Here is a 23,927-nt window from a genome sequence, read left to right on the forward strand (position 1 = left end):
GACGTACCGCTTCGGGCGGACGGAAATTTACCGGTGCATGCACACTAAGCGCGTCCCGGCAATTTACCGTCCAGCCAAGAATTAGCGGGCGCCCGCCATGTTGAGCAGATGCTTCCACAGACGTTTTTATTTTTGCGGGGGCCGTCTGCTCATACGAACCCACTCTCGACAACATCTACCGGCGTACGCCGCATAGCATGTTCGGGTTTGCGCCGAAAGCGCCTCAGCCGAACAGATTCAAGGATCATGTCTCTTACTCCGAAGATTATCTACACCCTCACCGATGAAGCTCCGGCGCTTGCAACCCGTTCGCTGCTGCCCATCGTCCAAGCATTCGCCAAGCCCGCAGGCATCACGGTCGAAACCCGCGACATCTCGCTGGCCGGCCGCATCATCGCTCTCTTCCCGGACTACCTGGAAGACAGCCAGAAGCTGTCCGACGCGCTGGCCGAACTCGGCGCTCTGGCCGTCAAGCCCGAAGCCAACATCATCAAGCTGCCCAACATCAGCGCCTCGATGCCCCAACTGAAGGCGGCCATCAAGGAACTGCAAGACCAGGGCTACAAGCTGCCGGACTACCCGGACGCCCCCGCCAATGACACCGAGCGCGACGTCAAGGTCCGCTACGACAAGGTCAAGGGCAGCGCCGTGAACCCGGTTCTGCGCGAAGGCAACTCCGACCGCCGCGCTCCGCTGTCGGTCAAGAACTACGCGCGCAAGCACCCGCACAAGATGGGCGCCTGGTCCGCTGATTCGAAGTCGCACGTGTCGCACATGTCCGAAGGCGATTTCTACGGCACTGAAAAGTCTGCCCTGATCGCCGACGCCGGCGACGTCAAGATTGAACTGACCGCCGCCGACGGCACGAAGACCGTGCTGAAGGAAAAGACCCCGGTCAAGGCCGGCGAGATCATCGACGCCGCTGTGCTGTCGACCGCCAAGCTGAAGTCCTTCCTGCAAGCCCAGATCGACGACGCCAAGACCACCGGCGTGTTGTTCTCGGTGCACCTGAAGGCCACGATGATGAAGGTCTCCGACCCCGTCATCTTCGGCCACGTTGTGTCCGTGTTCTACAAAGACGTGCTGGCCAAGCACGCCGCCGTGTTGAAGCAAGCCGGTTTCGATGCCAACAACGGCATCGGCGATCTGTACGCCAAGATCCAATCGCTGCCTGCTGACCAGCAAGCCGCCATCACCGCCGACATCGACGCCGCCTACAAGACGCTGCCGCAACTGGCCATGGTGAATTCCGACAAGGGCATCACCAACCTGCACGTGCCCAGCGACGTGATTGTTGACGCGTCCATGCCCGCCATGATTCGCGACTCCGGCAAAATGTGGAACGCCGAAGGCCAGCTGCAAGACACCAAGGCCGTGATCCCTGATCGCAGCTACGCTGGCGTCTACCAGGCTGTCATCGAAGACTGCAAGAAGCATGGCGCCTTCAATCCGGTCACGATGGGCAGCGTGCCCAACGTTGGCCTGATGGCCCAAGCCGCTGAAGAATACGGCTCCCACAACAAGACCTTCGTCGTGCCGGCATCCGGCACCGTGCGCGTCACCGACGCGTCTGGCAAGGTCTTGCTGGAACAAGCCGTGGAAGCCGGCGACCTCTGGCGCATGTGCCAGACCAAAGACGCCGCGATTCAAGACTGGGTCAAGCTGGCCGTTACCCGCGCCCGCGCCTCCAAGACGCCCGCCGTTTTCTGGCTGGACGAAAAGCGCGCCCACGACGCCCAGGTCATCGCCAAGGTCAAGCAATACCTGAACGATCACGACACGAGCGGCCTGGACTTGCGCATTCTGGACCCGGTTGAAGCCACCAAGTTCTCGGTCAAGCGTATCCGTGAAGGCCTGGACACCATCTCGGTAACCGGCAACGTGTTGCGCGACTACCTGACCGACCTGTTCCCCATCATGGAACTGGGCACCAGCGCCAAGATGCTGTCGATCGTGCCGCTGGTTGCCGGTGGCGGCCTGTTTGAAACCGGCGCCGGCGGTTCGGCTCCGAAGCACGTGCAGCAATTCCTGGAAGAAGGTTTCCTGCGCTGGGATTCGCTGGGCGAATTCATGGCGCTGGCGGAATCGCTGGATCACCTGGGCCGTACGTACAAGAACCCGACCGCTCAAATCCTGGCCAAGACGCTGGATCAAGCCACCGCCAAGTTCCTGGACGAAAACAAGTCGCCGGACCGCAAGGTTGGTGGCCTGGACAACCGCGGCAGCCACTTCTACCTGGCCATGTACTGGGCCCAGGCCGTGGCCGCGCAAACCGACGACCGCGCACTGGCTGCCCAGTTTGCGGGCGCGGCCGGCGCGTTTGCCGAAGCCGAAACCAAGATTGTGGAAGAGCTGAAGGCTGCCCAAGGCAAGCCGGTTGATATTGGCGGCTACTACCAGCCCAACGAAGCCAAGGCCAGCCAGGCCATGCGCCCCAGCGCCACGCTGAACCAAGTGCTGGCCTCTATCGGCTAAGCATTGCCCGTCGTTGCGGCCCCGGCCGCAATGATGAAAAAAGCCGGCAGCCCATTTATCGGGCTGCCGGCTTTTTCTTGGGCCGTGGATTGCCCCATTGATTACCGAATCAAGAGCGCGCGGCCTGCCGCCGCACTTGCAGCCCGTGCAGCCCCATCGGAATCACGGACAAGCCAATAATGATGACTGACACCCAATGCAGGTTTGCGCGCACCCAGGGAATCGATCCCATCCAATAGCCGCCCATCACCATCAACGAACACCACAGCACGCCGCCAATCACGTTGTACGCATAAAACGTGCGGCGCGGCATCTGTGAAAGCCCGGCCACAAACGGAGCCAGCGTGCGAACGATAGGCACAAAACGCGCCACCGTAATCGTCATCGCGCCGTAACGCGCAAAATAATCGCGCGCGCGCTCCAGATGGGCGGGCTTGATCCATCGGCTATGCGCCAACCTTTGCCCAAACCGAGACGACGCGATGGTGTAGTTCAATGCGTCGCCAGCGATAGCGGCGGCGATGATTACCGCCAGCGATACCAGGGGATCGATGCCCGCCACGCCCAAGAATGCACCGGCCGCGAATAACAATGAATCACCTGGCAAGAACGGCATCACGACCAACCCCGTCTCAACAAAGATGACGGCGGCAATGATGACCGTGCCCAGCACCCAGTTCTGGGTCAACAGCGCCATCAAGCCTTGCTCGCTAGTCAACCACGTAAATAGTTCCGTCATGCTCATCAATTCTTATTGAACCGTACATGGCTCGCGCCACCCTAACCCGCCGGCACGCCGGCGCAAACCCGCTGACGGAAAGCCGCATCAATATCAATGCGCCAGACCAACCACTTATCGCCTGCGAAATTCGGCGCTACACCGTTGATTGGCACATAACGCGAGCCGTCTTCTTTGTTGCCCCAGATCCAGTATCTCGTCCCATCCGAGGCCTGGCAAAGACGGGTCCGCATATCCTCGGCGTTAATCAGCACACGCTTGCCCATGACCGGGTCAAACTCCGCTGCATCGTAAAGCTCCTTGCGCCAGTTATCACGGGTGGGAATCTCCGGATTTTTCCAGTCATCCACGATCCACTGCGGTTGCTCGGCTTGCGTGTAAAAGCCTAAATCAAATGGCAGGCTATGCAGCGCAATGTGCTGGTCTTTGGCCTGCATAGCCTGCCGCAGATTGTTCATCGCCGGGCCAACGCTACCCCGCGGATTAGATGCCGCCACGACTATTGCCGCCAGGCAAATCACCGCCGCCACACCAGTCGCAATTTGTATCCCCCGGCGCTTACCGGCCGCCCAGGCCGGCGCAATGCGCTCGCTGATCAGCAGTGCCAAAGGGGGAAACACCGGCAGCACGTAGCCGATCAATTTGGATTGCGGAATGGAAAAAAACACCATTACGACTGCGACCCAAATTGCCATCAAACGCCGCAGCCCATGCGGGTCAGCCTCGCGCCAGAACGCGGGCTTGAAAAATGCCGCGCCCCAAATCGCCCAGGGCATGGCCAGCCCCGCCACTATCGGCACGTAAAACCAAAACGGCTGCGCATTATTAAAGCCGCTCTGCGCAAAGCGTTCAAAGTGCTGGTAGACGAAAAAGTAGTGATAGAAACCCGGAAACTTCACCTGCATCAGCCAGAACCACGGCACGGCCACCACAGCGAACGCCAGCAGCGCCGGCACCCACAACAGGGCACGCATGCCACGCCAATCGCGCCGCAGCAGCAACCACGCCAGCACAATCGCGCCCGGCAGCGCCAACCCGATCAGCCCCTTGGCCAGCACCGCCAGCGCAGCAAAGACGCCTGTCGCGATCGACATGCCGCGAAATGGCCGCCCCAGCTCCCGCCGCAATGCGGTATCGGCCGCGGCCAGTACGCACAACGTGATCATGCTGGCCACCAGCATGTCCATATTGGCAAATTGAGCCGCGCCAAAGAACAGTGGCATCAGGCCTAGAATAACTACCGCCCAGCGTGCCTGAGCCACATTGCGATAGCGCGACACGAAGGCGTACAGCCCAGCACCCGCGCCCCACGCACCGAGCAGCGACGGCACGCGCGCGCTGAATTCATGCACGCCGAACAGCGCGTAGCTGATCTGGGCCAGCCAGTAATACAAGGGCGGTTTGTGAAAATACGGCATGCCGTCGAGCAAGGGCACCATAGGCGAGTGGCTGCGCAACATTTCCCAGGCCACACCGGCATAGCGCCCTTCGTCAGGCAGAGTCAGCCAGCGTGCCCAGGCCAGCGCGGCAAGCCATGCTGCCAGGCACAGCAATACCGCCCAACCAGGAAAGACCCATTGCGCGTCACGCGGGCGGGCGGCGGATTTCATTGTGGCGGCGCTCACGCCGCATGCTCCTGAGCAGCCAGGTTATGGGCGGGCTGTGCAAAGCAGGAAAAGCGGGTCGGACAAGACTTAAATGGCATGGAAATCCGGAGGGCTAACGTTCATCAAAATCTGAAATCCCGGCCATTATGGAAAATGGCGCGTCAAGTTCTCATGAAATTTCTGATCGAAATAGCAATTTTCTGACCCTGCCTCGGCCCGGCGAAACGTTATTGCCCTGTTCAAGCCCTATTTGGATACTGCCAGCCGGTCCAGCCGCAAACGTCCACGCTCGTCAGTCAGCCGGCGCATTGCGCCATAGGCCGCCCCCATTGCAGCCATACCACTGGCGCCGCATAGCAAAAACATCAACAGAATCTGATACTTGGCCGCATCAATGGGGTCCATGCCTGCAATAATCTGGCCGGTCATAATGCCGGGCAGCGTAATAATGCCAGCCGCCGACATCTGGTTAATGCTGGGTACGATGCCGCGCCGCACTGATTCACGCAACAACGAAGAAAATGCCTGCTGCGGCGTTGCACCCAAAGACAGCCGCGCTTCAATAGCCAGTTTTTCGCGGCGTACGCCCGACAGCACGCCATCCAACGCCAAACTGGCCGCATTCAGCACACTGCCCAGCACAATACCTACCAGCGCAATCGCATAGCGCGGGTCATACCAGGGGTCTGGGCGCAGCGCGGTGTTCAGGATGAACAGCGCAGTAATCAGCGTTGTGCCCGCCACCGCCAAGGTGCCCACCCAGCCATTGCCATGGCCCGCCAGCCGCGCCTTGGGGCGCGCCGCCACTTCACGCGCGGCCAGCGCCATCATCACGGCCACCACCAAGGCGGTCAGCCACGGCGCCGCGTGTGCAAACACGATCCGCAAAATATGGCCAACCAGCAGCAACTGCACCACCGTGCGTATCGCCGCCCACAAGACCTGCCGTTGCAGATTCAAACGCAGCGCGAAGGAAATCGCCGCACATAAAAGCACCAGGAACGAGGCGATCACCAGATCCAGCGCCTGCAATTTGATTACGTCCATAGCGGCTCCAATCTGCCCTGCTCCATGCGCCAGCCGCGGCGCGCCAAACGCTGCGCCTGTTCGGGACTATGCGTAACCATCAAAATCGCTGCGCCGCCGTCCAGATACCGGTGCATCGCCCGTTCAACAAGCGCGGTCGCCTCGCTATCCAACGCGGCCGTGGGTTCGTCCAGCAACAGCACACGCGGCGTTTGCGCCAGCGCGCGCGCCAGCCCAAGCCGCTGACGTTCGCCGGTAGAGAGTTCATGCACCAAAGCGTCCAGCTTTTCTGGGGACAGGCCCAGCTCTTGCGTCAAGGCCTTCGCCTGTTCCTGGTCCGTGAAATGTGGCGCGACATGATCATCCCACCAGCCCGCCTCGGCCTGGCAATAGACCACCTTGCGCCGCCATTCAAATCCACGCATGCCGGATCGTGGAGCGCCGTCCAGTTCAACTTCACCGTGCCCCGGATCTAAATCCGCTACCTGACGCAGTAAGAGCGATTTGCCAGACCCGGACGGCCCGGTGATGGCCGCGCACTCGCCTGCCGCAAGGTCCAGGCTGACCGGAGACAGGCGCTGACTGTAAACGCCGCGCAAGCGGAGAACGGGCGGCGCTTCAGCCATGCGAGCGGCCCCGCTCGCGCTTTCTGAGTGTGCAAAGGACAAACCGGCATTCCTTGTCGATAGAACTGAAGCACGATAACCCGCAAATGAGTCCAGCCAGCCGCTCAAAAATAAAGGTTAGAAAAACTAACTCCTAAACTAAGAACTTATCGTTTTCTAATCTCGGATTGCTTACTTACCATTCCTGATCATTCCAGTTCTGGATTTAGCCAAACTACATTGATCATGTAAATGGAACTCATGTCTCAGCATCCTGATTTTTCTCCTACTCGCGGGGCGGCCAATCGCAAGCTCGCGTTGGCTGCCCTGCTTGTGCTTGCTACTATCGGCGGCCTTTATTTCTACGATACCCAGCGCAAAACCGCCATCGCGGCGCAAACGGCAACGGGCGGCGCCGCAGCGCCAGTGCCAGTCGTGGCCGCCCCCGTTCATATCAAGGCCGTGCCAATAAGCCTGCAAGCGATTGGCACCGTGGTGGCAGACAACCAAGTATTGGTCGCCCCCGAAATCGCCGGCCGCGTGACGGCAATCCACTTCACCAGCGGCCAACACGTGACGGCGGGCACGCCGCTGGCGCAATTGAACGACGCCCCCATTCAACGCGAACTGGAACGTCACCGCGCGTCGGCCATGTTGGCGCGAGCCAATCTGGACCGCGCCAAGCGTCTGCATGGCCAAACCATGTCGCGCGCTGATTACGAACAGTATGTGGCCGCCTACGCTGAAGCCCGGGCCCAAGTCGCGCAAAGCGAGGAAGACGCCGCCCACCGCTTGGTGCGCGCGCCGTTCACAGGCACATTGGGCGTGCGGCAGGTCAACCTTGGCCAGTATGTAGAAGCCGGTACGCCTATCGCCACCTTGACTGACACGCGACTGCTGCACGTGGACTTCACGCTGCCGGACCGCTACCGGTCCGCTCTGCGCTTGGGGCTGGACGTATCCATCGCCAGCGAAGGGAGCGCCGATGCGCCTTTGACGGGCAAGCTTACCGCCATCGATCCGCAGATCGATGCGGGCAATCGCGCCCTGCGGCTACGCGCCACGCTAGGCCCGGAAGCGGCAGGAAAGGTTTGGCCCGGCGCCTTCACGCCTATCAGCGTGACACTGCCGTCCGGCCCCGCCACGGTCACCGTGCCTGCGGCCGCCGTGCAGAGCAGCCTGGCCGGCGAGACGGTCTTTGCCGTGCAAGACGACGGCGGCAACGCCCGTGCCCGATTGATCTCTGTGCAGTCCGGTGCCCGCCAGGATGGCTCGGTCGCATTGCTGGGTACCAGCCTGCGCGACGGCGAACTCGTCATCGTCGCGGGCCAGATAAACATTCAGGACGGTTCCCCAGTCCTTGTGCGCCAAGCCGACTGAGCCCGCCATGTCATTCACCGACTTCTTCATCCGCCGCCCCGTTCTGACCACCGCTTTCGCGCTGCTCATCGCGCTGATCGGACTGCGCGCGTTGCTCGATCTGCCGCTGCGCCAGTACCCGCGCATCGAAAGCGCCGTAATCACGGTCACCACGGAATACCCGGGCGCATCCGCCGAACTGATGCAGGGCTTTGTCACGACGACGCTGGCGCAGGCCGTAGCCACCACGCAAGGCGTGGAGTACCTGACGTCCTCGTCCGACCAGGGCCGCAGCACCATCAATGCCTACCTGCGGCTGAACAGCAATTCCGACACTGCCCTGACCGAGGTGCTGGCCAAGGTCAATGAGGTTCGATATTTACTGCCCGACGACGCTTATGACCCGGTAGTGCAGCGCCAGTCCCCCGGTGCAATCGGAGTGGTGTACGCAGGTTTCACCGCGCCGCAGGGGCAGGCATTGACGGGCATCACCGACTATCTGCTGCGTGTCGCGCGGCCCATGCTGACCACGATTGATGGCGTTGCCGCCGTGAACGTGCTGGGTTCGCAGGCACTGTCGATGCGCATCTGGCTCGACCCGCTGCGCATGGGCGCCCACGGCATCACCACCGCCGACGTTGAATCGGCCCTGCAAAACAACAACTACCAGGCCGCGCCCGGCCAGTTGCGTGACGCGCTGGTGGTCAGCAACGTGCGGGCGGACACCAGCCTGGACAGCGTCCAAGGCTTTCGTGAACTGGTCGTCAAGCGTGGCGCCAGCCTTGTGCGGCTGGAAGACATTGCCACCGTAGAAATTGGCGCCCAGAGCCGCAACCAGATCACCGGCATGAACGGCGAACCCGCCGTGTTCCTGGAAGTCATGGCGACCCCCGGCGGCAACCCGCTGACGATATCCCGCGAAGCACGGCGCATCTTGAATGACCTGGACTTGCCTGCCGGCGCCAAGATGGCGATTCCCTACGACGTCACCGTCTTCATCGACGCCGCAATCAACAATGTTCTGGGCAAGTTCGGCATCGCCAGTTTGGAAGTCGTTCTGGTGATTTTCATCTTCCTGGGCTCGGTACGCGCGGTAGCCGTGCCCGTGTTGAGCATCCCGCTGTCATTGCTAGGCGCAGCCGCCATCATGCTGGCATTGGGCTACAGCCTGAATCTGCTGACATTGCTGGCAATGGTTTTGGCCATTGGCCTGGTCGTGGACGACGCGATCGTGGTGGTAGAAAACGTACACCGGCGCATGGAAGAAGGTGAATCCCCGCGCGATGCCGCCATCAATGGCGCACGTGAAATCGTCGGCCCGGTGCTGACCATGGCCGCCACGCTGGTCGCCGTGTACGCCCCGTTGGGATTGATCGGCGGGCTGACGGGCGCATTATTCAGCGAATTTGCGTTCACACTGGCTGCGGCCGTATCCGTCTCTGCCGTAGTTGCCCTGACCGTATCTCCCATGGTGGCCTCGAAGCTATTGCGCCGCCAAACGCCAAGCCGCTACGCCGTCGCGGTAGAACACGCCACCGCAAGGCTCGTCAGCGCCTACGACCGCATGCTGGGCCGTCTGCTGCGCGATACGAGGCTGGTCCTGCTGATCGGCGCGGGCGTGCTCGCCAGCTTGCCCATCCTGTTCAATGGTTTGCAATCGGAGCTGGTACCCGCTGAAGATCAGGGCGAAATCATTGTCGACATGAAGGCGCCGCAGGCCAGCAGCCTGGAGTTTCTGGAAAGCGAAGCAAAGCGTGTAGAGGCCGCATTGCTGGCCCTGCCAGAAGCCGCCCACGTGTACATGGTGTCGGGTAGCGGCGGCGCGCTCAACAAGGGGTGGGCTGGCGCCATGCTGACGCCTTGGGGCGACCGCCAACGCGACGCCGCCACCATCATGGCCGACCTGCAAGCCGCCCTGCCCGGCATCGAAGGCATCGCGGCATCCGCTTTCTTGCCTGCGCCCCTGCCGGGCTCTATCGGCGGGTTTCCCGTGCAATTTGTCGTGTCCTCTCCTGCCAGCCACCATGCCGTATACGAGGCGATGGAAAAGGTGAAAGAAGCTGCCCGCCACAGCGGCAAATTCATTTTCGTGGACTCCGACCTGATCTTCAGTAATCCGACCACCCTGGTGCGGATTGACCGGTCCAAGGCGCACGACCTGGGACTGAACATGAAGGAGATCGGTGACACCCTGGCTCGCCTGGTGGGGGAATCCTATGTCAACCGATTTGGAGCACAGGGCCGCTCGTACGACGTGATCCCGCAGGCTCCCCGCCACCTGCGTTTGACGGCCGAATCGCTGGACCTGTTCCACGTCCGCACGGCCACCGGTGGCCAGGTGCCGCTCTCTACGGTCGTATCGCTGGAACAAGGCGTAGAGGCCAATGCGCTGACCCAATTCAACCAGCTGAACAGCGCCACACTGGTCGCCATTCCCGCGCCGGGCGTGCCCTTGGGCCAAGCGGTTGAGTTCCTGCAAAACGAAGCCGCCAGTTTGCCCGCCGGGTTCCAGACCAGCTTCCTGGGGGAATCACGCCAATACCTGCAAGAGCAAGGCGGCTTCGCCCTGACCTTCGCCTTTGCGCTGGTCTTTATCTTCCTGGTGCTGGCCGCGCAATTTGAAAGTGCACGCGATCCGGTGCTGATTCTGACCACCGTCCCGTTGGCAGCGTGCGGCGCATTGGCAGCCATGTTCTTCGGACTCGGCACGTTGAATATCTACACGCAGATTGGACTCGTCACTCTGATTGGCCTGATCACCAAACACGGCATTCTGATCGTCGAATTCGCCAATATCGAGCAAAGAACCAAGGGCCTGGACCGCGTGCAAGCCGTGCGCGCCGCAGCCGCCACCCGCATCCGCCCCATCTTGATGACCACCGCGGCAATGGTGGGCGGCTTGATGCCGCTGCTGTTCGCGAATGGCGCTGGCGCAGGCAGCCAGCGGGCGATCGCCACCGTACTGGTCGCCGGACTGCTGGTGGGCACGCTGTTCACGCTGTTTGTGTTGCCCGCCGTTTACGCGCGCTTCGGCCGAGACCTTGCCAGCGCGCCTGCTGCGGGCAGGCCTGACCACGCCGCCAACCAGATTCCCGCTTTGCCCGGAAACCCTTGATATGCATTCCGTATTCACTCGTTCCCCCGCTCGCCTGACCGTGGCGGCGCTGACCCTGGCGCTGGCTGGTTGCGCGTCCCCGTCTGCCTATGCGCCCGACACCGGCATGATCCCGCCTCACTACAAGCACGCGCCGGCCGATACCGACGGAGCCTGGAAACCCGCAACGCCTGCTGACGACGTTCTGCGTGGCGCATGGTGGACGCTGTTTGACGATTCCGTGCTGAATGCCCTGCAAGCCAACTTGCAGGACGTCAATCCAACGCTGCAAGCCGCCTATGCAAGATTGCAGCAGTCGCGCGCCCAGCAACGGGAGGCGCGGGCGTCGTTATTTCCGCAAATCGGCGTGGGCTTCGGCCCGACGCGCCAACGTCAGTCTCCCGCGTCATCGGGCGACGGCGATCGCGGCGCTGCGGCGCATTCGACGCTATGGCGAGCCGAAGGCTCCGTGGCCTACGAGGCTGATCTGTTTGGCCGGGTCGCATCGACGGTCAGCGCGGCGTCCGCCGACATGGACCGCACAAGCGCGCTGTACCGTCTGACGTTGCTGACGCTGCAAGCCGATCTGGCCAACGCCTACTTTCTGATTCGGGAGTTGGACGCCGAGCAGCACATCTACCAGCGCACGCTGGAATTGCGGGAACGCAGTTATCAGTTAACCCGCGTCCGGTTTGAAGGCGGCGACGCGGCCGAGCGGGATCTTGAGCGCGCCCGGCAAGAATGGGAAAGTGCCCGTGCCGACGCCTTGGGCGCTGAACGGCAGCGCGCCAACGCCGAACACGCCTTGGCTATCCTGGCGGGCAAAGCGCCCGCCGAGTTCAACCTGCCGCCCCAACCCTTGACCCGCATCACCGTTGCCGTTCCAGCCGGCTTGCCGTCGGCATTGCTAGAGCGCCGGCCTGACATTGCCGCCGCTGAACGCGCCATGGCGGCAGCCTATGCCCGCATTGGCGCTGCTCAAGCCGCTTTCTTCCCCAGGCTGGAGCTGACAGGTGAGGCCGGGTTTGAATCCACCGAACTGAGCCAGCTGTTCAATTGGTCCAGCCGCACCTTCCTGTTGGGTCCGTTTCTGGGCACCGCGCTGAACCTGCCCATCTTTGACGGCGGCAAACGTCAGGCCAATGCCGACCGGGCCCAGGCAATTTTTGAAGAAGAGGTGGCGCGCTACCGCGAGACGCTGCTGAATGCCTTCAGGGAAGTGGAAGACAACTTGGCCACCCTGCGCCTGCTCGCTCCCCAGCAAGCGGCGCAAGACAACGCTCGGAAGGCAGCGGAACGGTCTGCCGAGTTGTCCCGCCTGCAGTACCAGACCGGCACTCACACGCAGCTGGATGTCATCGACGCCGACCGGACCCTGTTGCAGCAGCAACTGGCCACGGCACGGCTGGACGGGGAACGGGCGCGCGCCACGGTGCAACTGATCCGCGCCTTGGGCGGAGGCTGGGACGCCCCCGTGCCCGGTGCGGCGGCTACTGCACGAGTCAGTGCGCCGCAAGCATCGACGGCACCTGCGCCGACTCTGCTGCTTCGGCCTTGACCCAATCGATGAACGCCTGCACTTCCGGCCGGGTCACGGCATCCGGCCGGCTGACGATGTAATACGCAAAGCGCGCGGGCCAAGGCCGGTCCAGCGCGATGACGAGCCGGCCGGATTCCAGATCTTCCCGCGCATGGGTGTCTTGAACAAGGGCTATACCCTGCCCCGTGCCTGCGGCGCGCAGCAACAGCAGGTCGTCTTCAAAGCTGGGGCCTCGCTCGGCGCCAGCGCCCGCCTCCACCCCATGCGCTTGCAACCACAACGCCCAATCGGCGCGATCTGAATCCTGAAGCAAGGGGTATTTCAGGCAATCCTCGGGCGACGTAATGGCCGGCCCATTTGCCAGCAGCGCGGGACTTGCCACGGGCAGCAGCACGGGCGTCATCAACCGGAAGGTTGCCAACCCCGGGTAATGCCCCAGGCCGTGGCGCAACGCGACGTCGATACGGTCACGCTTGAAGTCGACGAGCTTGGACGATGCCTCAACCCGAACTTCGACATCGGGGTGCAATGCAGAGAACCGGCCGATGCGCGGCACCAGCCAGGACGAAGCGAACGACGGCACCGTGCTGATGGTTAATGTGCGTTGGGCGGAATAGGATTCCAGCAGAGATAAAGACTTTTCAATCTGGTCGAAGGCGCGCAACAACCCCGGATAGGCGCTGGCGCCGGCTGGCGTGAGGCGCACGCCGTGACGTTCGCGCACGAACAGCGCCAGACCCAGCCGATCTTCCAGCAAGCGTATCTGCTGGCTGACCGCCCCGGGCGTCACGCCCAATGCCTCGGCCGCAGCCTTCAGGCTGCCCAGACGAGCGGTCTCGGTAAAGGCTCGCAAAGCAAGCAAAGGCAGGACGGCACCCATGACGCATTCCTTTAGAAATTCTATTTTCTTGAATGCGTCAAAATACCATGGAATATGCATTATTTAGCTGATATTTGTGGATATTCCGCATACCGAAGAAATAGTAAAACTAAAAACAAAACAGCCCGCTTACCAAGCGGGCTGTTTTGATCAACACCAAGCCGAACGGAATGGGAAATCAGAGCATATGCGCCAGAAATTCCCGGGTGCGCTCCTGCTGCGGCGCGCGGAAAAATTCGGCGGACGGCGCTTCTTCTACGATGCGGCCTTCGTCCATGAAGATGACGCGGTGCGCCACTTCCCGGGCAAAACCCATTTCGTGGGTAACGACCAGCATGGTCATGCGCTCGTCGGCCAGTTGCTTCATGGTGCGCAGCACTTCGCCTGTCAGTTCCGGGTCCAGGGCCGACGTGGGTTCGTCAAACAGCATGATGTCGGGTTCCATCGCCAGCGCACGCGCAATGGCCACGCGCTGCTTTTGGCCGCCGGACAGCCGCGTCGGATAGTTGTCGCGCTTGTTCAGCAAACCGACCTTGCGCAGCAGTTCTTCCGCTTTGGGAATGATTTGCGCGCGGGTCATGCCCTTGACGGTCAAAGGCGCTTCGATGATGTTCTGCAACACCGTCATGTGGGGAAACAGGTTGAACGACTGGAACACCATGCCCATCTTGCGGCAGATGCGGCGCACATCTGCATCGCTCGCGTAGCGGCTGTGGCCGCCCGGCACGGCGCGCGCCAGGGTCTCGCCTTCGACATCGATATTGCCTTCGTCGATGGTCTCCAAGTGGTTCAGGCAACGCAGAAACGTGCTCTTGCCCGAGCCGGACGGGCCGATTACGGCCACGACTTCGCCTTGGTTCAGCGTCAGCGACACGCGATCCAGCACGCGATTGGCGCCGAACGACTTGACGATGTCGCGCGCCTCGATCATGACGGGGCGGCCGAATTGCACCTGTGCGGCGAACGTCGGATTACTGGTCATATTTGGCATAGCGCTTTTCCATGTGCTGGAAGAACCACGTCAGAACCAGCGTCATGAGGAGATAGAAGGCGGCGGCAACCAGGAACGGCGTCGTCGTGAAGTCACGCTGCACGATACCGCGCGCGGTGCGCAGAATGTCGTTGAGCGCCAGCACGTAGATCAGCGACGTGTCCTTCACCAGCGTGATGGTTTCGTTGCTCATGGGCGGCAGCACGCGTTGCACCATCTGCGGCAGCACAATACGGCGCAGCGTTTGCAGATAGGTCATGCCCAGCACCTTGCTGCCTTCATACTGGCCACGGTCCACCGACTGAATGCCTGCGCGGAAAATCTCGGCAAAGTACGCCGCGTAGTTCAGCGCAAACGCAACCACCGCAGCGGGAAAGTCAGGCAGCCGCACCCCGATCACGGGCACGAATGGCAGCGCGAAGTAGATGAACAGCATTTGCAGCATCAGCGGCGTGCCGCGCATCAGCCAGATATAGCCATTGACCAGGCGGCTCAACAGCGGCCATTTCGAAATGCGCGCAAGCGCCAGCACCAGCCCCAAGGGCACGGCCAGGGCCAGGGTGATGAAAAACAGCGTCAAGGTCACTTTCGCGCCTTCCGCCATAGGCCCCAACAGGGAGAGTACGTAGTCCATTCAGTGGGTCGCGCCGCTTGCGGCAAGAGTCTTCATGAGCAAGCCCGCTTGGCGCCAGGGCGCGGCAGCGGGCTGTGGGACAAGCAATGAGTCAGCGCCCCGCCTGACAGGCCAGGGGCGCCGCACGCCGCTTATTTGATGATGTTGGCGCCGAACCACTGGGTGGCGATGCGGCTGGCGGTGCCATCCTGCTTCATCGAATCCAGCGTCTTATCCAGCTTGCCCAACAGTTCGGTGTCGTCCTTGCGCACGCCAACACCGTAGTCTTCGGTGCCGAAGTTCTCGTCCAGAACGCGGTATTCACCCGCGCGCTTGCTGATCAGGTAACGGCCCACCACTTCGTCCACGACGATGGCGTCCAGACGGCCGGCCGCCAGGTCCATCAATGCGGTGACGTTATCGCCGAACTTCTTGACTTCTTTGATCTGCGCGGCCACGGGGTCCTTGGCAATCGCGTCGGTAGCGCTGCTGCCGTCTTGCGCGCCGATGACCTTGCCGGCCAGGTCGCTCTTCAGTTTCACGGGCGACGCGGTGCCGACGATGATGATCTGGTGGTTGGCCATGTAGGGCGCGGTGAAGCTGATGTTCTTCTTGCGCTCTTCGGTGATGGTCAGGCCGTTCCACAGGACGTCCACGCGCTTGCCGTTCAGTTCGGCTTCCTTGGCGCTCCAGTCGATAGGCTTGAATTCAACTTCCAGACCCAGGCGCTTGCTGGCTTCCTTGGCCATGTCTACGTCAAAACCAACGATCTGATTGCTCGAATCCCGAAAACCCATGGGCGGGAAGTTGTCATCCAGACCCACGACAACCTTTTTGACGGCGGCCGGCGCCTGTGCGCCCGCGGTCGACGCGTTGTCGCTGGGGCCGCAAGCGGTCAGCATCGTGGTTGCGGACACGAGAAGAACAGCAGTCAGTTTTTTCATAGTTATGGGTGCGCCAGGCGCAAGAATGAAGATTGCCGGATGGGCTGGACTAGCAGCCAAGAGCCGCCATTTTAGCGTCACTGGCAGATGTGGCTGCCGCGCCGGGCTGGCGGGCCGGTAATGTGGTCCGATTCAGCGCACTGCAGGCCGACCAAGGGCCAACTAAGGCGCAGGATGAAAGCGATCCAGCAGCCGCAGGAACAATTCCACGGCCCTTGTGCCGGGCCGGGACACCTCGGTGATCGCACTGATGGTGTTCTCGTACACCGGCCCATCGGGAAGCGGCGTCAGGGTATGGCGCCGCGAAACCGAATCAGCATAGTGCTGCGGCAGCAGACCCACATAGTGCCCCGACGACACCAGCATCGCAATGGCCTCCAGTCCCGTGGCCTCGGGGCCGCGCGGAAATCCGCCAGCGCCCAGCGCGTCGTGCACAAAGGGATGCGACCGGTACACCAGCGGCAGCTCGCGGGCATGGGCCAGACTGCCCCGCGCCACGAACACCCGGTGCCGCTCGACAAAAAGCCGCTGGTAATTGAACCCGCCTTCCCTGCGGTACATGCCGCGCACGGCGATCTGAACCCGCCGCTCGCGCAGGGCCTGATCCAGATCGTTGAAGGTCATGACGGTCAGTTCCACCTTCACATCAGGCGCCTCTTCGCGCATGGCGGCCAACGCCCGGGGAATCTGGCAGTCGGCATCGGTGATGACGTGTTCGACCATACCGATGGACAGTGTGCCCGACAGCACGCCACGCACCGCGTCGATCTCGGGCCGGATGCGTTCCAGGGATTTCAGCGCATCGCGCGCCAGCTCCAGCGCCACCTTGCCTGCCTGCGTCAGTTCAAAACCCGATGGGCCGCGATCGCACAGCCGCACTCCCAGCGTTTCCTCGACCTCGCGCACGTGACGGCTGATGGACGCCTTGGACATATTCAGCTGCTTTTCCGCCGCCGCGAAGCCATTGGCTTGGGCGACAGCGCAGAAGATTCGCAATGAGCGCAAATCGCGTTCGGTGAACTCGGGACGGGCCAAGGTCGTTCCGTTTTGAAAGGTATTGAATTTTGAAACCATACCACTAAAAAAATCATTTTTCATGACCCATTCACAGGGATACAGTTTCCTGAACTGCTAGCGCCAACGGGGCAAAGACTCCGCAGCGGGTCCCGCAAGGGACCAACGGCCTGGCGGCGAAATACATCACACAACAAGGGAAAAAATCATGCTGAACCTGTCCAGAAGGCGCTTTGTCACGACCACCCTCGCTGCGGGGGCCGTGCTGGCCCTGCCGTCGCTGTCATTCGCAGAAGGCGGCTCGCTTGCCGACATCAAGAAGCGCGGCAAGCTGACAGTGGGCACCGAGGCCGCCTACGAACCCTTCGAATTTGTCGAAAACGGCAAGGTGGTGGGTTATGGCCACGACGTGCTGCAACTGATGGCCGCAAAGCTGGGCGTCGAGTTGGAGCAAATGAACCTGCCCTTCCAAGGCCTGTTGCCAGGCCTGATGTCCCGCAAATTCGACTTTGTGGCCACCAGCGTGGGGATCACGCCGGAACGCGCAAAGCGCTTTGCGTTCACCCAACCCGTGGGCGTGGTCAGATCGGTGCTGATGGTGCGGGTAGACGACGCGTCCATCAAACAAGACAAAGATATCGCCGGCAAGATCATCGGCACCCAGATGGGATCGTCTTCCCAGCCGGTGGCCGAAGAATTCGAAAAGCGCCTGAAAGAGCAATCCGGCAAGGGTTATGCGGATACCAAGCTGTTCCAGGCCTATCCCGACGTCTCCAACGCACTGGCCAACAAGACTGTGGACGTGGCGCTGATGCCGTCCAACATCGCCGCCGTCCAAATGCGCAAGCAGCCGGGCGCCTTCCGCATCGCCGGCGAAATCGGCCAGGCCAAGCTGCTGGCATGGGTGGCCAACCCGAAAGACCTGGAAATCCGCCAGTTCATCAACGACACCTTCGACGAATTGCGGGCATCGAACCAGCTGCTGGAACTGCAGAAGAAATGGTTCGGAGCCGCCATGGACACGCCGCGCTCCAACTACCTGCCTGACGGCGCCATCTGAGCGCGCCGCCATGCTGGATTGGTTGAATCAAAATGGCGCGCTGGCGCCATTTCTGCACGGCGTCGTCGAAGGCACAGCAATCACCATTGCGGCGTCGGTGGCGGCGTTCGCCATCGGCATCGTGCTGGGGGTCGTGCTGCTGCTGGCGCGCCTGTCGCCCTATTCGCCGGTACGCGGTGCGGTCATGCTCTGGGTCAGCGCCATTCGCGGCACGCCCGCGCTGATCCACATGCTGATCGCCTACTACGTGGTGCCGGCCCTGCTGGGCATTTCGGTGTCGCCCATTGCAGCAGGCATCGGCGCGCTGGCCTGTAATACCAGCGCTTACATCGTGGAAATCTTGCGGGGCGCCCTCGGCACGCTGTCCGGCGGTCAGGTCGCCGCAGCCCGCGCGCTGGGCATGAGGCGCCGGCAGATCTGGCGATATGTGCTGCTGCCGCAGGTGTTCTACCGGGCGATCCCGCCGTTGACGAGCGAACTCACCATCTTGCTCAAGGCGTCGTCGCTGATGTCGATTATTGCGGTACCGGAACTGGCCACCGTGGCGCGCAACGCCACACTGCAAAGCGATCTGCCCTTGCAGGTATTCACGGTGACCGCTGCCGTGTATTTCATCATTTTGTTCTGCATCTCGGCCGTCTCGCGGCTGTGCGAACGCCGCGTATCCAGGATGCTGCCCAATGCCCATTGATCTTTCCATCGTCGGGGAATCCATTCCCGTGCTGCTAAAGGGCCTGCGGATCACGGCGCTGGTCAGCCTGATCGGCATTCCGCTGGGCATGCTGATCGGCACGCTGGCCGCCTATGCGGCGCAATCGCGCACACCGTTGCGCCCCATTGCGCTCGGCTATGTGGAGCTGGTGCGCAACATCCCCTTTTTGATCCTGGTCTACCTGTCGTTCTTCGGACTGCCCAAGATCGGAGTGCCCGCTTCCGCCATGACAGTCGCCATTGGCTGCACGGCGTTTTACACGGGCGGCTACTTCTGCGAAATCTTGCGTGCCGCGCTGCAAAGCGTTCCGCGCGGACAAAGCAGCGCGGCCCTGTCGCTGGGCATGACGTACTGGCAGACGCAGCGCCACATCGTCGTGCCGCAACTCTTTGGCTTCCTGATCCCGCCCGCCACCAGCCTGATCATCATGATGTTCAAAGACACGGCGATCTTCTCGGTGATGAGCCTGCCCGAGATGACCTACCAGAGCAATCTGCTCACCGCCAACACCTTCGCTTACCTAGAGGTGCTGGGCACGACTGCGCTGATCTATTGGCTGTGCAGCGTGCTGATGGCCAGCATCGGGCGCCGCCTGGAAACCGCAGCGCGCCGCAGCACGCACCAGACCTGATCCCTATTCCTACAAAAGGACATCCAAACATGAGCACCTATACCGTCCCCCCCCGCACCGGCCACCCTACCCTGTTGTATTCGGAACTGGCGCTGGACCTGGACAATCTGCAAGCCGATATCGCCGTGCTGGGCATGCCCTACGGCTCGCCCTATTCGGCCGCCGACTTCAGCAATGACCAGACGAACGCGCCCACCGCCATCCGTCAGGCCACGGACCGCGTCGTGCGCCGTCCCGGCCACTACGACTTCGATATCGACGGCCCCCTGCTGCAAGGCCGCGAAGACATCCGCTTCGTAGATTGCGGCGACATCATTCCAGACCTGTCCAAACCCCGCGGCGAACACTACGAACGCGCCGAAGCCGCCGTGCGCCGCATCGCCGCAGCTGGCGCCGTGCCTATCGTGCTGGGCGGCGACCACGGCATCACCACGCCCATCCTGCGCGGCCTGGATCAGAAAGGGCCGATCACGCTAGTACATATCGACGCCCATCTGGACTGGCGCGAAGACGTCAACGGCGTGCGCGACGGCTTGTCCAGCCCGATCCGCCGCGCCTCTGAAATGGCGCACGTCGACCGCATCATCCAGATTGGCCTGCGCGCCCAAGGCAGCGGCCGGCCCGAAGAACTGATCGCGGCGCGCGCCTATGGCGCCGAACTGGTCACCGCTTATGAACTGCACGACGTGGGCATGGACGCCGTGCTGGAACGCATTCCGGACGGCGGCAATTACTACCTGACCATCGACGCCGACGGCATGGACCCGGCCACGATGCCCGCCGTCGCAGGCCCCGCCCCTGGCGGCGTGACGTTCGTACAGGCGCGCAAGCTGATCCATGGCCTGGTGCGCAAGGGCCGCGTTGTTGGCATGGACATCGTGGAAATCCAGCCGGAGAAAGACCTGAACCAGATCTCGTGCATTACAGCCGGGCGTCTGATCCTGAACCTGATCGGCGCTTCCATCCGCGCAGGGCACTACGACAAATGAACGCCTCCACGCCCATCATCGAAATCCGCGGGGTGGACAAGTACTACGGCAGCCACCACGTGCTCAAGCAGTGCTCCACCCAGGTGAGCAAGGGCGAGATCGTGGTGGTCTGCGGGCCGTCCGGCTCGGGCAAATCCACCTTGATCAAGACCGTCAACGCGCTGGAACCCATACAAAAGGGCGACATCCTGATTGACGGCGACTCGGTCACCAGCACCACGGACCTGCCCAAGCTGCGCACCAAGGTCGGCATGGTGTTCCAGCACTTTGAGCTGTTTCCCCATCTGGATATCACGCGCAACCTGACGCTTGCCCAGCAGATCGTGCTGGGGCGCGACATCGCCACGGCCAGCGCCAAAGCCGCCGCCCTGCTCGAACGCGTCGGCTTATCTGCCCACGCGCACAAGCATCCGGGCCAACTGTCGGGCGGGCAACAGCAACGCGTGGCGATTGCCCGCGCGTTGTCCATGGACCCCATGGCCATGCTGTTTGACGAACCCACGTCCGCGCTGGACCCCGAAATGGTCAACGAGGTGCTGGACGTCATGGTGGAGCTGGCCGAAGAAGGCATGACGATGATGGTGGTCACGCACGAAATGGGCTTTGCCCGGCGCGTGGCCAACCGCGTGGTCTTCATGGAAGACGGCGCCATCATCGAAGACAGCCCCACAGACCGTTTCTTCCAAGACGCTGCCAGCCCGCAGGCGCAGCGTTTTCTTTCGAAGATTCTTCCTCACTGACCCCTGTCCGGCGCCCGCGCGCCGGCCCTTTCTAAAGACCCACACCATGGCGCACACCCGCATCCGCAAATTCAACACGCGTGAAACCTACCCCGAGCAGCAACTGGACAACGATCTGTGCCAGGCGGTTGTCGCCGGCAATCTCGTATTCCTGCGCGGTCAAATCGGCCAAGACCTGGACACCCGGGAATCCGTCGGCGTGGGCGACGTTACCGCCCAAGCCGAAAAAGCCATGGCAAACGTCGCCATGCTGCTGGATGAATGCGGCAGCGAGCTCTCGCACATCTGCAAACTAACCGTGTATCTGGTCGACGTCCGCTATCGCGAAGCCGTCTACAACGTCATGGGCCGCTGGCTCAAAGGCGTGTTCCCCGTGTCCACCGGCATCATCGTTTCCGCCCTGGCCCGCCCCGAGTGGCTGGTTGAAATAGACGTGACCGCCGTCATCCCCGGCTAGCAAAGCATTGCATGCTAGGCTTTCCCCTTGATCCAAAAAGGCGGCGGCATGCAATTCAATATCAAGGACAGCGCGGGCAATCTTATTGGCGTGGCAGACGTACAAACGTCCCCCGGCGCGGTAATGTGCGGCAGCTTTACGCCCGCGCCGGGCTTTGCCCGGTACGCCGCGCTATTTCAAGAATTGGAACAAGCGGCCAACGGCCAGTTGCTAAAAGACGCCGACCGGCTGACACAAGACATAACCGGCCACGCCTTCACCGCCACCGGCCCCTTGCCGCTACCCACCAGCGCACCGGTTGAAGATCTGCAAATCATGAGCGGCGGCATCAGCTTCAAGGTGCAAGACCCTGCTGTCGGCAAGGCGGCCACGTAATGCCCGCCATTCGAATCGGACCGCTGGTATTTCCCACTGATCTGGCCATATTGATGGCCGCCGCCATAGCCGGTTTGCTGGCGGCGCACCTGCTCAACCGGCAGCGCGACCGCACGGCCAACCTGAGCACCGACTTGTGGCGGGCGCTAGTCATCGGCCTGGTGGCGGCGCGGTTGGCCTTTGTCTGGCAATACCGTGAACACTATCTGCCGGACCCGATCCAGATTCTGGATCTGCGCGACGGCGGCTGGACGGGCCTGATCGGTCTGGGCGCCGCTTGGCTCTACACACTGTATGCCGTCGTCCGGCGCCATTCGCCGCGTCCCGCGCTCGTGGGCGCGCTGGCGTTGGCAAGCGTGGTCTGGTTCGGCGGCGGACGTTGGCTTGCGTCTGCGCCAGAGGCGCCTTCCGCCCTGACCGCCCTGGCTGTACAGCAGGTCGATGGCTCGCCCGCGGCGCTTAACGCCTTCCACGGCAAACCCACGGTCATCAACCTTTGGGCCAGCTGGTGCCCGCCTTGCCGCCGTGAAATGCCAGCATTCGCGGCCGCACAGGCCGCGAACCCCGACGTGAATTTTGTCTTTCTGAATCAGGCGGAAGCGCCGGGTCCGGTCACGGAATTTCTGACTCAGCATGCGCCGACGTTGCAAAACGTGTTGCTTGATCCTGCTGGCGACGCATCACGCCAAATGAGCAATCGCGGGCTACCCGCCACGTTGTTCCTGGATGCGCAAGGCCGGCTGGTGGACTTGCGGGTGGGGGAGCTTTCGACGGCGTCGCTGGCGCAACGGTTGGAAGCGATTCGGGATGAGGATGGGGGGGATTAGTTGGGGGGCCGACCGTTGGTTGGTACATCAACGCGGTCATCGCGTGTGGTGCATGTGACGAGCCTAGTTAGACTCACCCAAAGGCTTGCTCATAATGATGCTTCGGTAATTGGTGTGTTTCCACTGCGCGAACTCGATCGGCCTTTAGCCGCAAGCGGCGTACCACTCTTGCAGATGCATGGCCGGTTCGGCTGTGTCCAAGGCTATTTCCGTGGCCCCACCGGCTACCGCCCGTGCTTCCGCGTACTCCATCAATCCGGTTCGAAGCCCCGACCTTTGCAAAGCGGGGTTTGCCTGCGTCACACAATTGTTGGCGCGAACTATTTATCCTTGTACTGAACTAGCGGCCAAAGGCGCCAGAATGCGGTGACGGCAAGTATCAGTACGGCAACCAGGATTAAGGACTTCCACCATGTCCAGCCGAGAAGTAAGACCAGCAGAACAATAGAAAATAAATACAAAATGATATTGCCTACGAATCCACTGAAAACGCGGAAAAATGGATTTCCCAACAACCACGGGCCAATTTTCGCGCCGCAGACAGGACAAGAAAAGGGAGCATTTTTGCTCGCGTTTTCAACGCTGGGCATATCGCTCTCCTTGAAGCGCTGGCGGCATGATGGACAGCGCTGGTTCATGAACTCAAAAAAACTCATGGTATGAACTTCCTGATGCCTTCTAGAAAATCGCGAATCTCGGCAACTTGCATGGCGGCGTCTGCGGGAATTTCATCGCACCAAGCGGCGTTATAGCGGAAATCAAGTTTTAAAGCGTTGTTGATACCGGCAAAACAGCGTTCTCCTTCAATAATTGCCCGACAGGCGGCGCCGTAACCTGCTAACAGGAAAAGAGTATTTTTTCGCTAAATCCACAATCGAACGGCTCGATTTCGATTGGCCGTAGATTTCGACAATCTCTTCAACGACAGGATCAAGGCTTCTGGGAACCGGATTCGCCATCTATTACACCTTTAAATGCAACGCCGCTGGATACGGGCAGGGTTATTGTTAACCGCCGAGGCTATCTTCCCAAAGAGACGGCTGATATAGGATTGGACTGACTTTGTTGCACAAATATGTGGGACTGGTGATTAAGCAAAAAAAGCTGCCTTAGAAGGCGGCGACGCCTGCTGACGCCGTATGGTGCGGCAGCGATACGATCACCGAAGCGAAGTACGCCGCGCTGAAGCACCCAAACCTAAGTCGGTTCATCTATAAGCATGGAGACCGGCATCGGCTCAATGACGCCA

General features: G+C 61.6%; 22 protein-coding genes. 12 read left to right on the plus strand and 10 right to left on the minus strand.

The window, feature by feature from the left end; all coding sequences use genetic code 11:
* Positions 1-246 precede the first annotated feature (246 nt).
* Positions 247-2,475, plus strand: coding sequence for an NADP-dependent isocitrate dehydrogenase (locus tag RAS12_RS08055; protein ID WP_306947054.1), 2,229 nt, complete (start codon positions 247-249; stop codon positions 2,473-2,475).
* Between the two features lie 109 nt (positions 2,476-2,584).
* Here RAS12_RS08055 and RAS12_RS08060 read toward each other — a convergent pair whose 3' ends face one another.
* From RAS12_RS08060 to RAS12_RS08075, 4 genes are all read right to left on the minus strand, one after another.
* Positions 2,585-3,214 (minus strand): VTT domain-containing protein, encoded by a 630-nt coding sequence (locus RAS12_RS08060; protein ID WP_306947056.1) that lies wholly within the window; start codon positions 3,212-3,214, stop codon positions 2,585-2,587.
* A gap of 41 nt (positions 3,215-3,255) precedes the next feature.
* Positions 3,256-4,824, minus strand: coding sequence for an ArnT family glycosyltransferase (locus tag RAS12_RS08065; protein ID WP_306951348.1), 1,569 nt, complete (start codon positions 4,822-4,824; stop codon positions 3,256-3,258).
* Positions 4,825-5,067: 243 nt separating this feature from the next.
* Positions 5,068-5,868 carry an ABC transporter permease gene (locus RAS12_RS08070; protein WP_306947058.1) on the minus strand — a complete coding sequence of 267 codons (801 nt, stop codon included), beginning with the start codon at positions 5,866-5,868 and terminating at the stop codon, positions 5,068-5,070.
* Positions 5,859-6,473: an ABC transporter ATP-binding protein gene (locus RAS12_RS08075; protein WP_306947060.1), complete on the minus strand. Its 615-nt coding sequence runs from the start codon at positions 6,471-6,473 to the stop codon at positions 5,859-5,861. Before RAS12_RS08075 ends, RAS12_RS08070 begins: the two co-directional genes overlap by 10 nt.
* A gap of 231 nt (positions 6,474-6,704) precedes the next feature.
* Here RAS12_RS08075 and RAS12_RS08080 point away from each other — a divergent pair, with 231 nt between their 5' ends.
* From RAS12_RS08080 to RAS12_RS08090, 3 genes are read left to right on the plus strand one after another with little or no spacing between them, the layout of a single operon-like run.
* Positions 6,705-7,832: an efflux RND transporter periplasmic adaptor subunit gene (locus tag RAS12_RS08080; RefSeq protein ID WP_306947062.1), complete on the plus strand. Its 1,128-nt coding sequence runs from the start codon at positions 6,705-6,707 to the stop codon at positions 7,830-7,832.
* 7 nt (positions 7,833-7,839) lie between these two features.
* Positions 7,840-10,926: an efflux RND transporter permease subunit gene (locus RAS12_RS08085; protein WP_306947064.1), complete on the plus strand. Its 3,087-nt coding sequence runs from the start codon at positions 7,840-7,842 to the stop codon at positions 10,924-10,926.
* 1 nt (position 10,927) lies between these two features.
* Complete coding sequence (locus tag RAS12_RS08090; RefSeq protein WP_306947065.1) at positions 10,928-12,463, plus strand: efflux transporter outer membrane subunit; 1,536 nt, start codon at positions 10,928-10,930, stop codon at positions 12,461-12,463.
* Here RAS12_RS08090 and gcvA read toward each other — a convergent pair.
* From gcvA to RAS12_RS08115, 5 genes are all read right to left on the minus strand, one after another.
* Positions 12,408-13,325 carry a transcriptional regulator GcvA gene (gene gcvA, locus RAS12_RS08095; RefSeq protein WP_306947067.1) on the minus strand — a complete coding sequence of 306 codons (918 nt, stop codon included), beginning with the start codon at positions 13,323-13,325 and terminating at the stop codon, positions 12,408-12,410. The two genes, RAS12_RS08090 and gcvA, sit on opposite strands and share 56 nt — an antisense overlap.
* A gap of 178 nt (positions 13,326-13,503) precedes the next feature.
* The gene (locus RAS12_RS08100) at positions 13,504-14,256 is read right to left on the minus strand and encodes an amino acid ABC transporter ATP-binding protein (protein WP_306951351.1); all 753 of its coding nucleotides are present in this window, start codon (positions 14,254-14,256) and stop codon (positions 13,504-13,506) included.
* 40 nt (positions 14,257-14,296) lie between these two features.
* A complete protein-coding gene (locus tag RAS12_RS08105; RefSeq protein WP_306947069.1) occupies positions 14,297-14,950 on the minus strand; it encodes an amino acid ABC transporter permease in 654 nt (217 codons plus the stop codon).
* A 131-nt stretch (positions 14,951-15,081) separates the two neighbouring features.
* Positions 15,082-15,873: an amino acid ABC transporter substrate-binding protein gene (locus RAS12_RS08110; protein ID WP_306947070.1), complete on the minus strand. Its 792-nt coding sequence runs from the start codon at positions 15,871-15,873 to the stop codon at positions 15,082-15,084.
* A gap of 162 nt (positions 15,874-16,035) precedes the next feature.
* The gene (locus tag RAS12_RS08115) at positions 16,036-16,947 is read right to left on the minus strand and encodes a LysR family transcriptional regulator (RefSeq protein ID WP_306947072.1); all 912 of its coding nucleotides are present in this window, start codon (positions 16,945-16,947) and stop codon (positions 16,036-16,038) included.
* A 148-nt stretch (positions 16,948-17,095) separates the two neighbouring features.
* Here RAS12_RS08115 and RAS12_RS08120 point away from each other — a divergent pair, with 148 nt between their 5' ends.
* Genes RAS12_RS08120 through RAS12_RS08155 form a run of 8 tightly spaced genes read left to right on the plus strand, consistent with a single transcriptional unit; the run spans position 17,096 to position 22,678 of the window.
* Positions 17,096-17,947, plus strand: a complete 852-nt coding sequence (locus RAS12_RS08120; protein ID WP_306947074.1) for a transporter substrate-binding domain-containing protein — start codon at positions 17,096-17,098, stop codon at positions 17,945-17,947.
* Positions 17,948-17,957: 10 nt separating this feature from the next.
* Entirely contained in the window at positions 17,958-18,638 is a 681-nt protein-coding gene (locus tag RAS12_RS08125; RefSeq protein WP_306947075.1) for an amino acid ABC transporter permease, read from the plus strand.
* Positions 18,628-19,290 (plus strand): amino acid ABC transporter permease, encoded by a 663-nt coding sequence (locus RAS12_RS08130; protein ID WP_306947076.1) that lies wholly within the window; start codon positions 18,628-18,630, stop codon positions 19,288-19,290. The genes RAS12_RS08125 and RAS12_RS08130 overlap by 11 nt, the downstream gene beginning before the upstream one ends.
* A gap of 29 nt (positions 19,291-19,319) precedes the next feature.
* Positions 19,320-20,279, plus strand: a complete 960-nt coding sequence (locus RAS12_RS08135) for an agmatinase (protein ID WP_306947077.1) — start codon at positions 19,320-19,322, stop codon at positions 20,277-20,279.
* Positions 20,280-20,293: 14 nt separating this feature from the next.
* Positions 20,294-21,019, plus strand: coding sequence for an amino acid ABC transporter ATP-binding protein (locus RAS12_RS08140; protein WP_306951353.1), 726 nt, complete (start codon positions 20,294-20,296; stop codon positions 21,017-21,019).
* 46 nt (positions 21,020-21,065) lie between these two features.
* The gene (locus RAS12_RS08145) at positions 21,066-21,476 is read left to right on the plus strand and encodes a RidA family protein (RefSeq protein WP_306947079.1); all 411 of its coding nucleotides are present in this window, start codon (positions 21,066-21,068) and stop codon (positions 21,474-21,476) included.
* 48 nt (positions 21,477-21,524) lie between these two features.
* Positions 21,525-21,851, plus strand: coding sequence for a hypothetical protein (locus tag RAS12_RS08150; RefSeq protein WP_306947081.1), 327 nt, complete (start codon positions 21,525-21,527; stop codon positions 21,849-21,851).
* A complete protein-coding gene (locus RAS12_RS08155) occupies positions 21,851-22,678 on the plus strand; it encodes a TlpA disulfide reductase family protein (protein ID WP_306947083.1) in 828 nt (275 codons plus the stop codon). Before RAS12_RS08150 ends, RAS12_RS08155 begins: the two co-directional genes overlap by 1 nt.
* A 320-nt stretch (positions 22,679-22,998) precedes the next feature.
* On the opposite strand, the gene RAS12_RS08160 is transcribed toward RAS12_RS08155, so the two are convergent.
* A complete protein-coding gene (locus RAS12_RS08160; RefSeq protein ID WP_306947085.1) occupies positions 22,999-23,334 on the minus strand; it encodes a hypothetical protein in 336 nt (111 codons plus the stop codon).
* Positions 23,335-23,927 lie beyond the last annotated feature (593 nt).

The sequence above is a fragment of the Achromobacter seleniivolatilans genome (genome assembly GCF_030864005.1).
GTDB classification, from domain to species: domain Bacteria; phylum Pseudomonadota; class Gammaproteobacteria; order Burkholderiales; family Burkholderiaceae_B; genus Achromobacter; species Achromobacter seleniivolatilans.

What these genes read in the sequence shown, in the direction of transcription:
- RAS12_RS08055 (WP_306947054.1), top strand. Translation starts at nt 247, where the DNA reads ATGTCTCTTACTCCGAAGATTATCTACACCCTCACCGATGAAGCTCCG.
- RAS12_RS08060 (WP_306947056.1), bottom strand. Translation starts at nt 3,214, where the DNA reads ATGACGGAACTATTTACGTGGTTGACTAGCGAGCAAGGCTTGATGGCG.
- RAS12_RS08065 (WP_306951348.1), bottom strand. Translation starts at nt 4,824, where the DNA reads ATGAAATCCGCCGCCCGCCCGCGTGACGCGCAATGGGTCTTTCCTGGT.
- RAS12_RS08070 (WP_306947058.1), bottom strand. Translation starts at nt 5,868, where the DNA reads ATGGACGTAATCAAATTGCAGGCGCTGGATCTGGTGATCGCCTCGTTC.
- RAS12_RS08075 (WP_306947060.1), bottom strand. Translation starts at nt 6,473, where the DNA reads ATGGCTGAAGCGCCGCCCGTTCTCCGCTTGCGCGGCGTTTACAGTCAG.
- RAS12_RS08080 (WP_306947062.1), top strand. Translation starts at nt 6,705, where the DNA reads ATGGAACTCATGTCTCAGCATCCTGATTTTTCTCCTACTCGCGGGGCG.
- RAS12_RS08085 (WP_306947064.1), top strand. Translation starts at nt 7,840, where the DNA reads ATGTCATTCACCGACTTCTTCATCCGCCGCCCCGTTCTGACCACCGCT.
- RAS12_RS08090 (WP_306947065.1), top strand. Translation starts at nt 10,928, where the DNA reads ATGCATTCCGTATTCACTCGTTCCCCCGCTCGCCTGACCGTGGCGGCG.
- gcvA (WP_306947067.1), bottom strand. Translation starts at nt 13,325, where the DNA reads ATGGGTGCCGTCCTGCCTTTGCTTGCTTTGCGAGCCTTTACCGAGACC.
- RAS12_RS08100 (WP_306951351.1), bottom strand. Translation starts at nt 14,256, where the DNA reads ATGATCGAGGCGCGCGACATCGTCAAGTCGTTCGGCGCCAATCGCGTG.
- RAS12_RS08105 (WP_306947069.1), bottom strand. Translation starts at nt 14,950, where the DNA reads ATGGACTACGTACTCTCCCTGTTGGGGCCTATGGCGGAAGGCGCGAAA.
- RAS12_RS08110 (WP_306947070.1), bottom strand. Translation starts at nt 15,873, where the DNA reads ATGAAAAAACTGACTGCTGTTCTTCTCGTGTCCGCAACCACGATGCTG.
- RAS12_RS08115 (WP_306947072.1), bottom strand. Translation starts at nt 16,947, where the DNA reads ATGGTTTCAAAATTCAATACCTTTCAAAACGGAACGACCTTGGCCCGT.
- RAS12_RS08120 (WP_306947074.1), top strand. Translation starts at nt 17,096, where the DNA reads ATGCTGAACCTGTCCAGAAGGCGCTTTGTCACGACCACCCTCGCTGCG.
- RAS12_RS08125 (WP_306947075.1), top strand. Translation starts at nt 17,958, where the DNA reads ATGCTGGATTGGTTGAATCAAAATGGCGCGCTGGCGCCATTTCTGCAC.
- RAS12_RS08130 (WP_306947076.1), top strand. Translation starts at nt 18,628, where the DNA reads ATGCCCATTGATCTTTCCATCGTCGGGGAATCCATTCCCGTGCTGCTA.
- RAS12_RS08135 (WP_306947077.1), top strand. Translation starts at nt 19,320, where the DNA reads ATGAGCACCTATACCGTCCCCCCCCGCACCGGCCACCCTACCCTGTTG.
- RAS12_RS08145 (WP_306947079.1), top strand. Translation starts at nt 21,066, where the DNA reads ATGGCGCACACCCGCATCCGCAAATTCAACACGCGTGAAACCTACCCC.
- RAS12_RS08150 (WP_306947081.1), top strand. Translation starts at nt 21,525, where the DNA reads ATGCAATTCAATATCAAGGACAGCGCGGGCAATCTTATTGGCGTGGCA.
- RAS12_RS08155 (WP_306947083.1), top strand. Translation starts at nt 21,851, where the DNA reads ATGCCCGCCATTCGAATCGGACCGCTGGTATTTCCCACTGATCTGGCC.
- RAS12_RS08160 (WP_306947085.1), bottom strand. Translation starts at nt 23,334, where the DNA reads ATGAGTTTTTTTGAGTTCATGAACCAGCGCTGTCCATCATGCCGCCAG.